Origin of the sequence: Pseudarthrobacter sp. W1I19 (assembly GCF_030817835.1) — a bacterium.
GTDB lineage: Bacteria > Actinomycetota > Actinomycetes > Actinomycetales > Micrococcaceae > Arthrobacter.
In genome coordinates this window covers 3524953-3536985 of sequence record NZ_JAUSZR010000001.1, presented here as the reverse complement: position 1 = coordinate 3536985, position 12033 = coordinate 3524953, and the positions used below count along the sequence as shown (strand labels likewise).

Genomic DNA, 12033 nt, shown 5'->3' with positions numbered 1-12033 from the left:
GCATGTGGGGCCTCTCTGACCGTGCGCCGCCTACCCGCCGAAGGGCAGCCGCGGGTCGATGTCCTGGGTCTCCCAGGTCTGCCGCACCCAGCCGTGGTGCGGATCATCGCTGATCAGCCACTCGCGGACAGGGCCCGGGCCGGCCATCACGTTCAGGTAGTACAAGTCGTAGCCGGGTGCGGCCATTGCAGGGCCGTGCCAGCCGTACGGAACCAGGACCACGTCTCCCGTGCGCACCTCGGCGGACACATCGATGGGGCGCTCGTCCGAGGCGTAGACGCGCTGGTAGCCGATTGCATCGGCATCCACGGGTGCTGCCGAACCGGCGGCCACCTGCGTCTCGAAGTAGTAGATTTCCTCGAGGTGGGTCTCTCCGTCCTTCTCCTCGTCGTGCTTGTGCGGGGGATAGGAGGACCAGTTTCCGGCCGGCGTGAGGACCTCGCACACGATGAACCGGTCGGCTTCCAGCGCTGCCGGTGTACCGAAGTTGTGGACCTGGCGCGAGCAGTTGCCCGCCCCCCGCAGCTCTACCGGAGTTTCCGCCGCCGTTACCAGCCGGGTGGGGTACGACGCATTGGCTGGTGCAGTCGCGACGGCCACCCGGCCGCCGTCGGCTGAACTGATGGTCAGGGCACGGCCGGTGCCGGAGTAGAGGACGTCCGTGGGGCCGTTGAATACTGACGCACGGCCGTTCAGCTGGTACCCGGTCCCGTCCACCGTGACGGTGAAGGATCCATTGAGCGGCACCACGATGCGCTCCTCCTGCGCTGCAGGAAGGACGACGTCGGCGCCTGCGGCCAGGGTGGCCACCTTCAGCCCGGTATGTGCCCACCCCTCCAGGGCGAGGGAGGAGTCGGACGTTCCGATGGAGACATCCCACTTTCCGTCAGTAGCGGTCCCGAGCGGATAGACCCAGTTGGTCATCGAGTTGGCTCCTTGCGTTTAGCGCTGTACGAGTGTCATTTCAAAGCTGTAGGAATCGGCGCGGTAGACGTGGTGGCCTGTCTCCACCCGGCGGCCGGTATCGTCCACCGCGGTGCGTTCCATGGTGACCAGGGCGGATCCGGCTCCGGTGTCCAGCATGGAAGCCTGGTAGTCGTTGGCGGTCATGGCGCCGATCCGCTGGGTGGCCAGCCGGAAATTCACCCCGCCCCTGCGGAGGATCGAGTACAGGCCTTCCGCTGACAGCATCGCCTCATCCATGGCGGCGATATCATCACGCACCCAGTTCTCCATGAGTGCCAGGGGTTTGCCGCCGACTTTGCGCAGCCGGGTGAAGTGGTAGACCTTCGAGCCGGCGGGAAGCTGGAGGGTGGCAAGGGTGGCGTCATCCGCTTCCACATGGGAGAAGCTCAGTACCTCGGTGGTGGGCTTTTTGCCGTTGTTGGTGAGGTCGTCGTAGAGGCTGGACAGTTCCAGCGGGCGGCGCACCTGGCTGGAGACCACCTGTGTTCCCACCCCGCGCTTGCGCACCAGCAGCCCGGACCTGACCAGTTCGTCCATGGCCTTGCGCATGGTGGGCCGGGAGAGATTCAGCTGGGCGGCGAGGTCGATCTCGTTGTCCAGCCGGCTTCCGGGCTCCAGGACGCCGCTGTGGATGGCAGCTTCGATGCCCTGCACCACCTGGTGATAAAGGGGGACGGGGGAGGAGCGATCGATGCTGAGACCCAGGTTGTTTGCCACTTTTACGTTTCCTGTTCCTTGGTGGCAGTCCGTTCGGGCCTGTAAGCGCCGGCTGCTTTGCCACCATATGTTCTCTTGATAGGACATAGTTCCTGCCTCGATCGTAGCAGGCCGGATTTGCCGGTCAAGGGTCCCTCCCTGCGTTCGAGGCGCAGGAGTAACCGCAAGTAAATGTTCTGACATTAAGTCTTTCTATTGACCTCGCCGTTAGAGCGCTCTAACGTTAGTGCCACACATCACATTCACCGGTCGTCCTTCCGGTCCCCTAAGAATCTGAGAGGCAACAATGCTGTTGCAAAAACCGACCCAAAGCGTCCCCGGCCAGCACCGCGGGTACCTCGCCCGGCTCACTGTCATTTCCACCCTTGGCGGCCTGTTGTTTGGCTATGACACCGGTGTTATCTCCGGCGCGCTGCTGTACATGAACGACTCCCTGAACATGAACGCCGTCGAGGAAGCAACAGTAGTGAGCGCGCTGCTGTTTCCCGGTGCCGCAGCAGGCGCCCTCACGGGCGGCCGGATGGCTGACAAGCTCGGCCGCCGCGGTTCCCTGCTGGTGTGCGCCCTGCTGTTCCTGCTCGGAGCCATCGGCTGCGCCATCGCACCCAACGTTTCCTTGATGATTGCCGCCCGGATCCTGCTGGGCCTCGGCGTCGGCGCGGCCGCCGTCACCTGCCCCCTGTACCTGGCGGAGATGGCCCCGGCCCACCTCCGCGGCCGGATGGTGACCATCAACGAACTGATGATCGTCACCGGCCAAATGCTGGCCTTCGCCATTAACGCCCTCCTGGACGCCCTGATCCACGACACCGAAGTCTGGCGCACCATGCTGGGCATCGCATCGATCCCGGCGCTGGCCCTGCTCGCCGGCATGCTGATGCTGCCCGAGTCACCGCGCTGGTACGCCATCCGCGGGCGGCTCGAGGACAGCCGCCGCGTGCTCAACCTGAGCCGTAACCCGGAGGAAGCGGCCCGGGAGTTCGAGGAGATTGCCCAGGCTGCACAGACGGCCCAAAAGGAGCGCGGCCACGCCTGGCGCGACCTCCGCAACAACCCCTGGATGCGCCGGCTGCTGTGGATCGGCATCGGCCTCGCCACCGTCCAGCAGGCCACCGGGATCAACACCGTCAACTACTACGCCCCCACCATCCTGGAAAAGAGCGGTCTCGGTGTCAGCGCGTCGCTCGTGGCCACCATCGGCGTCGGCGTGACCTCTGTATTGATGACCGTCCTGGGCATCTGGCTGCTCGGTTTCATCGGCCGGCGCCGGATGCTGATCGTCGGCTTCTCGGGCGTGGTGGGCTCGCAAGCCCTGCTGGCGCTCGTCTTCCTGCTGCCCCAGTCCGACCTTGCCAGCTACACCATCCTGGCCGCCATGATGCTGTTCGTTGCGTTCGTCCAGTGCTTCATCGGCACCTGTGTGTGGCTGCTGCTCTCCGAAATGTTCCCGCTGGCCATCCGCGGCTTTGCCATGGGAATCGCGGTCTTCGCGCTCTGGACGGTCAACGCGGCCATCTCCTTCCTGTTCCCGATCGTGGTGGGCGCGCTGGGGTCGACAGGCACCTTCGGATTGTTTGTCCTGGTCAACCTGGCCTCGCTCGCCTTTGTTATCAAATGCGTTCCGGAAACCAAGGGCCGCTCCCTCGAAGAGCTCGAGGCCCACTTCCGCGGAACCGACGAGCCGGTCCGCCTGCCGGTATAAGCAACGCGGGGTCAGGTCCAGCCCATCCGGGAGCTCCGGATGGGCCCGGCCTGGCCCCGCTTTGCAGGTGCAGGTGCCCTACGCTGGGTGGATGAGCACCATGAAGGGCCGGCCGTGAATCTCTCCGGAAAACTCGGGCCAAGCCCCCGCAGCCTCGACGTGGAGGATCTGGCCAGCTTCGACCGGCTGGTCAGTGCCGGAGCCGAAGAGATGGACGGCTGGCACGCCCAGTCCCTTGATCTCCGCGGGCGGTCCGCGGCGCTGGGCCGGATCCGCGTTGAAGGCGCTATCTTCCTGGGCTGCACCTTTGATGAGGGGATGGAGGACGCGCTCCGCCGCCGGGGCGCCCTGATCTTTCCGCGCCTCGAGGGCGTACCCTTCAACCCCTACCGGGCAGGGGTCTACTCGCCGCAGGAGCTGTACGCGGGCCTCGCGAATTCGCCCTACGAGGAACTGCCCGACGCGCGGATCTACCAGTGGAGCATCCAGCCCGGGATGCGGCACCGGCTGGATGCCACCCTGGCCTCGGCCCTCCACGACCACGCCATCGGCGACGCATTGGACGAGCTTCACCGCTCGGATGCGTGGGCAGGCCGGAAAATGGTGGGTGTGATGGGCGGGCATGCCGCCCAGCGGGGCAGCACGGACTACGCGCAGGCGGCGCTGCTGGGCAGGCTGCTCGCACGGGACGGCCACATGGTGGCGACGGGCGGCGGGCCCGGCGCCATGGAGGCTGCCAACCTGGGCGCCTACCTCAGCCAGGCCGATGACGGCGCGCTGCACGCTGCGCTGCGGACGCTCGCCTCCGTCCCTGGCTTCCGTCCCTCCGTGTCCGCGTGGGCGCGTGCGGCGGCTGCCGTCGTCGAACTCTTTCCGGATGGCGCCCCGTCCCTGGGAATCCCCACCTGGTTCTACGGCCACGAGCCGCCCAACTATTTCGCCACGCACATCGCCAAGTACTTCGCGAACGCCATCCGGGAGGCCATCCTGCTGGAGCTTTGCCACGGGGGCATTGTGTTCCTGCCCGGCGCGGCCGGAACAATCCAGGAGATCTTCCAGGATGCGTGCGAGAACTACTACGCCGCGGACGCGAAGGTTACCCCGATGGTGCTCGTGGGCAAGCATCACTGGAAGCATGAGTACCCGGCGTGGCCCATGCTGCGCAGCCTGGCAGCGGGACGGTCCATGGAAGAGCGGATCTTCCTGGTGGATTCAGTGGAGGAGGCGGCGGCCGTCCTGCGCGGCTGACCAGCTCATCCTGCTGCCAGCAGCCCGCCCCTACCGGTTACAGGTCCTTCCGGCACTGCGCCTTGCTCAACTCGTACAGGCCGTTGAGGTCCCCGGCGGACAGCCCCTCGGGAGTGCCGATCTCCGGATACATCAGCTGGGTGGGATCCTCCACATGGTCCAGCCCCATCACGTGGCTGAGTTCGTGCAGGATCACGGCGGTGGCGTAGAGATGGCCGTCGGGATTCAGGAGCTCAGCACCGATCTGGGGGGCGTCCAGGTCCAGTCCGCCGGTCACAAAAGTCTTGGCGCCGTCGTCGTAGCTGTAGTGCGTGCTGCCGCCGGTCCCGATGACTTTGCCCTTGAGCTGCGGTGCAACCTCCGGAGTGGTCCAGGCGATGAGCAGCGGCGCCCAGCGCTCGCCATAGGCATCCGGCTGGTACGGGGGCCGCTGCGGCGACGGCTGCTCGCCGGTGGTGCCGTCATAGACAAACGTGATGCCCGTGGCCGCGGAGATCGCGTTGATCGCATCGGATACCAGCTGCTGGGCGCCGGCCGGGGCCAGGTCATCGTTGACCACGTAGTGCAGGGGCCGGCAGGGGGAGTAGCCCACCGGACTGCCGTCGCCGTTGACGGCCAGGAACTTGTACGAATCGCTCCCTGTCTGCGGCGGCACGGGCTCAGCCAAGGGCGCGTCCGCTTCCTCGAATCCCGGGGGCGGGGCCTGCGTCCGCGCCTCGGCCGGTGCATTCGCTTCGGCCTCGCCGGCAGCTGGTGCCCGTGGCCCCTCCTGCTGGCCTCCCTGGCCAAGACGGATATCAAGGAGATCCCTGAACCGGGGATTGTCCAGCACCAGTGCGGTGCCGAAGAGTGCTGCGGAGAACAATGCACCCGTAAGCACGAACCTGGCGGCTGCAGGGTACTTCCCGTACGCGCCCGCCTCCCGCCATGTCGCGGCTGGTCCTCCACTACTGCACCCCCATCTGCCCAGTCAGCTCTTTTTGTATGGAGCCTACTGCCAAAGAGCCGGGGTGCTAGCCAACAACTGTGCCGAAGACGAGGCCCAGCAGATAGGTGACTGCGGCGGCGCCCAGCCCGATCGCGAGTTGGCGCAGGCCGCGGGTCAGGGGTGAGGTGCCGGAGAGCAAACCGACAATGCCACCGGTGACCAGGAGGGCAAGGCCCACCAGTACGCCGGCAACCACCAGCGCCGGGAGTCCGGTCAGGCCGAACAGGAACGGCAGGATGGGCACTATGGCGCCGGAGGCAAAGAAGCAGAAGCTGGACAGCGCCGCTCCCCAGGCGGTGCCCACGGCCTCGTGCTCGTCCTCGGCCTCGGGCAGCTCCGGCTGGAGGGAGAGGCTGGGGTCGCAGTCGCAGGACAGCAGGCCCATGCGTTCGGCTACCCGGTGCCGTGCGGCTTCCTGGGACATGCCCCTGGCCAGGTAAACGAGGAGCAGTTCGTTGTGCTCGAGGTCCAGTTTCGGTGCCGCTGCCAGCGTGATTTGCGTGGGGCGCGTCGCTGCAAGGAGCTCGCGCTGGGAGCGGACGGAGATAAATTCGCCGGCACCCATCGACATCGCGCCGGCAAGAAGCCCGGCGATGCCGCTGAGCAGCACCACGGAGCTGGCCACGCCGGACGCCGCCATGCCCATCACCAGGGAGAGGTTGCTGACCAGGCCGTCGTTCGCACCGAAGACGGCGGCACGGAACGTCCCTGCCAGGCGGTTGCGCCCGCGGGTGGCCAGGCCGCGGACCACTTCTTCGTGGATTTGCTCGTCGGCAGCCATTGCCTCGGTGGCGTTGGGGTCCTTGGCGTAGGGGGAGCGGCCTTCTGCCCGCTGGGCCAGGGCCAGGACGAAGACCGAGCCGAAGTGCCGGGCCAGGAAACCCAGCAACTGGCTGCGGATGGACGCCGGACGCGGCTTGCCTGCGTGCTCACCCAAGAGGCGGAGCCAGTGCTCCTCGTGCCGGCCCTCTGCTTCGGCAAGGGCAAGCAGGATTTCCCGCTCCTCGCCCTGCCGGTTTTGCGCCAGGTCCCGGTAGACAGCAGCCTCGGCGCGTTCGTCGGCAAGGTACTGGCGCCAACGGCGGATGTCCGACGGCGACGGCCGGGACTTTTCCCTGGCGGGGGCGTTCGGGTGGTTGGGACGGGCGTGCTGCGACACGGAAAACTCCTGGGCTGGACGGGCATGATGTGGCCCCATTGCCACGCCAGCTTACCGCGGAATTCCGCGGTTTTTCGGCTGGCATCCCTCACTTCCGAGTTTCGGCGGCCCTTAAAATCCGGCTGGTTTTTGAGGGTTCGCGTGGCCGGCAACACACCCTTGACCATGGCACCGGGCGGTGCTGTGATGAAAGTGTGGCGCCCTGTCGGCACCCGCAAAAGAGCACGTCAGGTACGAACAAACGGAGGTAGCACAATGAACACCACCGGACAGCACCCGGACATGCCCCACCTTGATTCCGTAGAAGCAGATCCTGCGTACGACTACGCCGAGGACGTCCCCGTCAGCGAAGAGGACTGGGACACCGAGGATGAATTCCTGGACGCGGAAGAACCCGTGGTCCAGGCGCCCCCTGTGGTCATAGATGCCGAGGACCGGGTGGTCCCGCTGGATGATGACGAGGTCCGCGAAGCTGAATAGAACAGACGGCGGCGGCACCTTCCTTCGCTGGAAAGCGAAAGGAGGTGCCGCCGTCGTGCGTGTCCTTAAGGCCCGGCGCTACTGCGCCGTGGGGACTGCCTCCGGTGCCTCTTCGGACGCCTGTCCCGCGACGCGGCGCTGCCAGTTCCGCATGACCAGCGGGTCGGTGGGCTTTGTCAGCAGGGAAACGGCTACGTACACCGCGGCCGAGGCCAGCAGGCCGTAGTAGATGGGCTCGTTGGCGTAGATACCGTCCAGGGGTGCTTTGGCGTTGATCTCCAGGACGATCATGGTGCCCAGCGTCACCACCGAGCCCACGGCCATGGAAGCCGCGGCCGCCGCGCCCGTGCCGCGCTTCCACACCAGGCCGCCGAGTATGGCCACGAGGAGGCCGCCCACCAGGATGTCGTAGGCGATGGTCAGGGCGGCGACCACGTCCTTGGTGATGATGGCGATGACGATGGCGACGGTGCCCAGGACCAGGACCCAGATGCGGTTGGCTTTGACGTCGTGCTCGGGGTTGTCGCTGTCCTCCGTGTTGATGTCCTTGCCGAACCAGCTGGCCACGAACGGCAGGACGTCGGCGCGGGCCACGGTTGCGGCGGCGATCAGGGCGCCGGATGCGGTGGACATCATCGCGGCTACGGCTGCCGCGAGCACCAGTCCGCCGATGCCCAGGGGCAGCAGGTTCTGGGCCACTTCGGCGTAGACATCGTCCTTGGCGGCAATCTTGATATCGGACAGGGCAACGCTGGCAGCCATGCCGATCAGGGCGCCGGCAACACCGTAGAGGATGCAGTAGATTCCGGCCGTGGCGCCGCCCCAGCGGGCCACGCCCGGGGTCTTGGCCGTGAAGACCCGCTGCCAGATGTCCTGGCCGATGAGCAGGCCCAGGGTGTACACCACGAAGTAGGTGATGATGGTCTGCAGGCCGATGCCGTCGATCTGGAAGAAGCTTTCGTCAACGCGGCTGCGGATGCCGTCGAAGCCGCCGGCAGCGTTCAGGGTGAAGGGGAGCATCAGGAAGAAGATGCCCACGGTCTTGATGACGAACTGCACCTGGTCCGCCAGGGTGATGGACCACATTCCGCCGACGGTTGAGTAGACCAGCACAATTGCACCGCCCACTGCGATGGCCATGGCCCGGTCCCAGCCGAAGAGCACCACAAAGATGGTGGCGTAGGCGCCGGTGGACGTGGCGCAGAGCATCAGTGTGTACGCGAGCATCACGATGCCGGAGGCCTCCGTGGCCCTGCTGCCGTACCGCAGGGTGAGCATTTGGGAGACGGTGTAGATCTTGAGCTTCTGGATGGTTCCGGCGAAGAGCAGGCTGAGGAGCAGGACGCCGGCTCCGATGGCCACCACCAGCCACATGCCCGAGATGCCGAACTTGTAGCCGAGGCCAACGCCGCCCACAGTTGAGGCTCCGCCCAGGACGACGGCGGCCATGGTTCCCGTGTAGAGGAACGGACCGAGGCGGCGCCCTGCCACCAGGAAGTCGCTGTTGTTCCTGGTGCGGGACTTGCCCCACCAGCCGAAGGCCAGCATTGCGAGAAGATACACCACCACAATGGCGATGTTGATGACACTTGAATCCACGTTGGACTCCTTGGACTGTGCGGCAGCCGGGGTGGCTTCCGGAAGGGGGGAACGGGAGGAAACCGCTGCACGGGGTGGGGTGAGAGCAGGTTCTCAATTATTGCCCGACAGGCAACAGATGTTTTCCAAAGAGTAGGCTGTGACCGTGGTAACAGTCAAGGGCGCACTGGCGCACGCGCTGCTGCTCGCAGGGGCACGCCCGCCATGGGAGCGTCACAGAAGCGGCTGGCCATTAGTATTGCTCCAGAGTCGGGGCCGGGCTGCCGGCCATGAAAGGTACGCAGATGAAGGCACTGCCAGTTGAGCCGAGCAACGTGCCGGTTGCCATCGGTTCCAGGATCCGGGCCGCACGGCAGTCGCAGCGGCTCACTATCGAACAGGTTGCCGACGCCACCGGGCTCACCAAGGGGTTCCTCAGCCGGGTGGAACGCGACCTCACGTCCCCGTCCGTGGCCTCGCTTGTCACGCTCTGCCAGGTCCTGTCGATTTCCATCGGCGACCTTTTTGCGGCGCCGGAAACCCACCTGACCAAGCGCAACGACGGGCCGCGGATCTCGCTCGGCGGCCAAGGGATCGTGGAGCGCCTGCTGACCGCCCGCTCCGAGCGGCGGATCCAGATTATCCAGGCCTGCATTGAGCCGCACGGCCGCGGCGAGTCCGAGCTCTACGCCGTGGACTGCGATGTTGATGTGCTGCACGTGATCAAGGGCAGTATCCGGCTGATCCTTACCAATGAGCAGTACGACCTGAATACCGGGGACACTGTCACCTTCCCCGGCCGCGAACCGCACACGTGGGTCAACCCGACGGATAAGCCCGTGGAGGTCCTCTGGGTCCTGGTTCCCGCCGCCAGCCGGTAGCCTCCCCCCGTGGCTGTGTGCGTTCCTGCCCGGTTGCTTCCGGCAGTCCGCACTGGCTGCCGCTTGTTCGGGCGTAAGTCAGTCCTGCCCGGGTCGGCTGTCCCGGAGTAACTGGGCTGGACCGCACGGTCTTTTAGCGAATCGGCGGCATGTGGGCTGCCAAAACTGCCTTGATTTCTGCTGCCACCCGGTCAGGGCTGAACCAGATGTGTTCGGGCATGTAGCGCAGGACGGCAAAACCTTTGACCGTTGACGTGTTATTCCGGTCCCTGTCGCGGAGCATGTCCGCCCTTTGTGAGTGGAATGCGAAGCCGTCGATCTCGACAATGAGGAAGCCGTCCAGGAGGAAATCCACCCTGCCGATGCCTGGGAGAAACACCTGCGCCTGATAGGCAATACCGTTTGTTCGGAACAGGTGCTGCGCATCGACCTCCACGATGGATTCCGCCCGCAGGTCGATGTCCCGCAGGGCCCGGCGCGCTGTTCCAGAACGGTCTGCCCGCAGTTGGTCCGCCAGCAGGTCCCTTGGCACACCATGCAGGCGGATCGCGGAGGTGGCCATTGCCGTGGATGCCGGAGGTGCCAGGCAGCCGAGTGCATGCAGGGCTACATCTTCGACCGCTGCGATCGGCATGAGCGGATGCCCTTGGAATCTGACCGTGCGGTGCCGGATGAATCCGTTGCCGTGGCCATGGTTGCAGGCCAAGTGAGGCCGTTCGGGTGGTTGTCGGAGCCAGAGTCCGTAGTGCGCCGCCGCGCTGGCGCAGCTGAGCCGGGCGTTATGCCGGACTGCAGCATGGAGGGCCTCGTCGCAGTCCGGCATGGTAAAGATCCCGCGCCTGGGCTGGGTTACGCCGGACTCCTTGAGCCGCAGCAGGTCCCGGCGCGAGAATCCGGCCTCCAGAAGTTGCCCTGAGCGGGCCACTCCGCCAGCGCGCTTCAGGTACTCAAGAATTTCCATACCTGCCATCTGAAGCTTGAGGCTGTCGTATGGGAACCGGTGGGCCGTTGTATGTGGATGAATTCGGGGGCTAGGTTTGCGTTCCTCCCCGGTTACTTTGTGGCGCGGTGCATTGATCGCGGCGAAAGTGGCTGGATTCCGGGATAGCCCAAGCGCTCTTGCCGCAGTAACCGGGCGGGAATGCACAAGCCTCCATGGCGAAAGGTAAACACTTGGTGCGCATTAGAAAACCGAGGTGTATGATGGCAGTCACATCAGTCCCTCAACTCCTTGAAGGAGAGGCCTCCATTGGAAGAGCTGCGCATCGAAGCCAACGGCAACCTTGGCCCCATCGATTCATCCCGTATTCCCCGCTACGCCGGGGCCGCTACCTACGCCCGCCTTCCGCGCCTTGACCAGGTGGCCAAAGCCGACGTCACCGTGGTGGGCGTACCCTTCGACTCCGGAGTCTCCTACCGCCCGGGCGCCCGCTTCGGCGCCAACCATGTCCGCGAAGCCAGCCGCCTGCTACGCCCGTACAACCCTGCGTGGGACGTCAGCCCGTTCGAAAACGTCCAGGTGGCCGACGCCGGGGACATGGCCGTCAACCCGTTCAACATCAACGAAGCCATCGAAACCATCCAGCAGAATGCCCTGGACCTCACGGCCGCCGGCAGCAAGCTGGTCACCCTTGGCGGCGACCACACCATCGCGCTGCCCCTGCTCCGGGCCGCCGCAGAGCGCGCCGGCGGGCCCATCGCCATGCTCCACTTCGACGCGCACCTGGACACCTGGGACACCTACTTCGGTGCCGAGTACACCCATGGCACCCCGTTCCGCCGCGCGGTCGAGGAGGGCATCCTGGACACCGAGGCCATCAGCCACATTGGCACCCGCGGCCCGCTGTACGGCAAAAAGGATCTCGACGACGACCACCGCTTCGGGTTCGGCATCGTCACCTCCGCGGACGTCTACTACCAGGGCGTCCTGGAAACCGTGGCCAAGGTCCGCGAGCGGATCGGCAACCGCCCCCTGTACATCTCCGTGGACATCGACGTCCTGGACCCGGCCCACGCTCCGGGCACCGGCACCCCTGAAGCGGGCGGCATCACCAGCCGGGAACTGCTGGAAATCATCCGGGGCTTCCGCGGCATAAACCTGGTGGGCGCCGACGTCGTCGAAGTTGCCCCCGCTTACGATCACGCCGAAATCACCGGCGTCGCGGCCAGCCATGTCGCCTATGAACTGGTGACCCTGATGGCGGACAGCGCGGTACCCGGCGACCGGTTCGGAGCCGAAACGGGCTACGCGGCCCAGGCCCTCGGCCAGGAGGTCCGCCGACCGGCAGGCTTCGCCGCCGCGGGCAAGGAGTAA

The 12033-nt window shown here is 65.9% G+C and carries 11 protein-coding genes; 5 read left to right on the top strand and 6 right to left on the bottom strand.

The window, feature by feature from the left end; translation table 11 throughout:
- Nucleotides 1-30: 30 nt before the first annotated feature.
- Complete coding sequence (gene iolB / locus QF038_RS16310; RefSeq protein ID WP_307611309.1) at nucleotides 31-924, bottom strand: 5-deoxy-glucuronate isomerase; 894 nt, start codon at nucleotides 922-924, stop codon at nucleotides 31-33.
- Nucleotides 925-942: 18 nt separating this feature from the next.
- A complete protein-coding gene (locus tag QF038_RS16305; protein ID WP_307611307.1) occupies nucleotides 943-1683 on the bottom strand; it encodes a GntR family transcriptional regulator in 741 nt (246 codons plus the stop codon).
- Between the two features lie 286 nt (nucleotides 1684-1969).
- Between QF038_RS16305 and QF038_RS16300 the strand changes: the two genes are divergently transcribed.
- Both QF038_RS16300 and QF038_RS16295 read left to right on the top strand, forming a co-directional pair.
- Complete coding sequence (locus QF038_RS16300) at nucleotides 1970-3385, top strand: sugar porter family MFS transporter (protein ID WP_307611305.1); 1416 nt, start codon at nucleotides 1970-1972, stop codon at nucleotides 3383-3385.
- Nucleotides 3386-3499: 114 nt separating this feature from the next.
- Nucleotides 3500-4633: an LOG family protein gene (locus tag QF038_RS16295; RefSeq protein WP_307613505.1), complete on the top strand. Its 1134-nt coding sequence runs from the start codon at nucleotides 3500-3502 to the stop codon at nucleotides 4631-4633.
- A gap of 37 nt (nucleotides 4634-4670) precedes the next feature.
- On the opposite strand, the gene QF038_RS16290 is transcribed toward QF038_RS16295, so the two are convergent.
- Together QF038_RS16290 and QF038_RS16285 are read right to left on the bottom strand one after the other, a co-directional pair.
- A complete protein-coding gene (locus QF038_RS16290; protein WP_307611303.1) occupies nucleotides 4671-5513 on the bottom strand; it encodes a matrixin family metalloprotease in 843 nt (280 codons plus the stop codon).
- A gap of 133 nt (nucleotides 5514-5646) precedes the next feature.
- Nucleotides 5647-6780: a VIT1/CCC1 transporter family protein gene (locus tag QF038_RS16285; protein WP_307611301.1), complete on the bottom strand. Its 1134-nt coding sequence runs from the start codon at nucleotides 6778-6780 to the stop codon at nucleotides 5647-5649.
- Between the two features lie 255 nt (nucleotides 6781-7035).
- Here QF038_RS16285 and QF038_RS16280 point away from each other — a divergent pair, with 255 nt between their 5' ends.
- Nucleotides 7036-7260 carry a hypothetical protein gene (locus QF038_RS16280; protein WP_142059867.1) on the top strand — a complete coding sequence of 75 codons (225 nt, stop codon included), beginning with the start codon at nucleotides 7036-7038 and terminating at the stop codon, nucleotides 7258-7260.
- A gap of 78 nt (nucleotides 7261-7338) precedes the next feature.
- Here QF038_RS16280 and QF038_RS16275 read toward each other — a convergent pair whose 3' ends face one another.
- Nucleotides 7339-8859, bottom strand: coding sequence for a sodium:solute symporter (locus QF038_RS16275; protein ID WP_307611298.1), 1521 nt, complete (start codon nucleotides 8857-8859; stop codon nucleotides 7339-7341).
- Between the two features lie 284 nt (nucleotides 8860-9143).
- Between QF038_RS16275 and QF038_RS16270 the strand changes: the two genes are divergently transcribed.
- A complete protein-coding gene (locus QF038_RS16270; RefSeq protein ID WP_050056198.1) occupies nucleotides 9144-9719 on the top strand; it encodes a cupin domain-containing protein in 576 nt (191 codons plus the stop codon).
- A 133-nt stretch (nucleotides 9720-9852) separates the two neighbouring features.
- On the opposite strand, the gene QF038_RS16265 is transcribed toward QF038_RS16270, so the two are convergent.
- Nucleotides 9853-10680: a type IV toxin-antitoxin system AbiEi family antitoxin domain-containing protein gene (locus tag QF038_RS16265; protein ID WP_307611295.1), complete on the bottom strand. Its 828-nt coding sequence runs from the start codon at nucleotides 10678-10680 to the stop codon at nucleotides 9853-9855.
- Between the two features lie 288 nt (nucleotides 10681-10968).
- On the opposite strand from QF038_RS16265, the gene speB reads away from it, so the two are divergent.
- Nucleotides 10969-12033 (top strand): agmatinase, encoded by a 1065-nt coding sequence (speB, locus tag QF038_RS16260; protein ID WP_307611293.1) that lies wholly within the window; start codon nucleotides 10969-10971, stop codon nucleotides 12031-12033.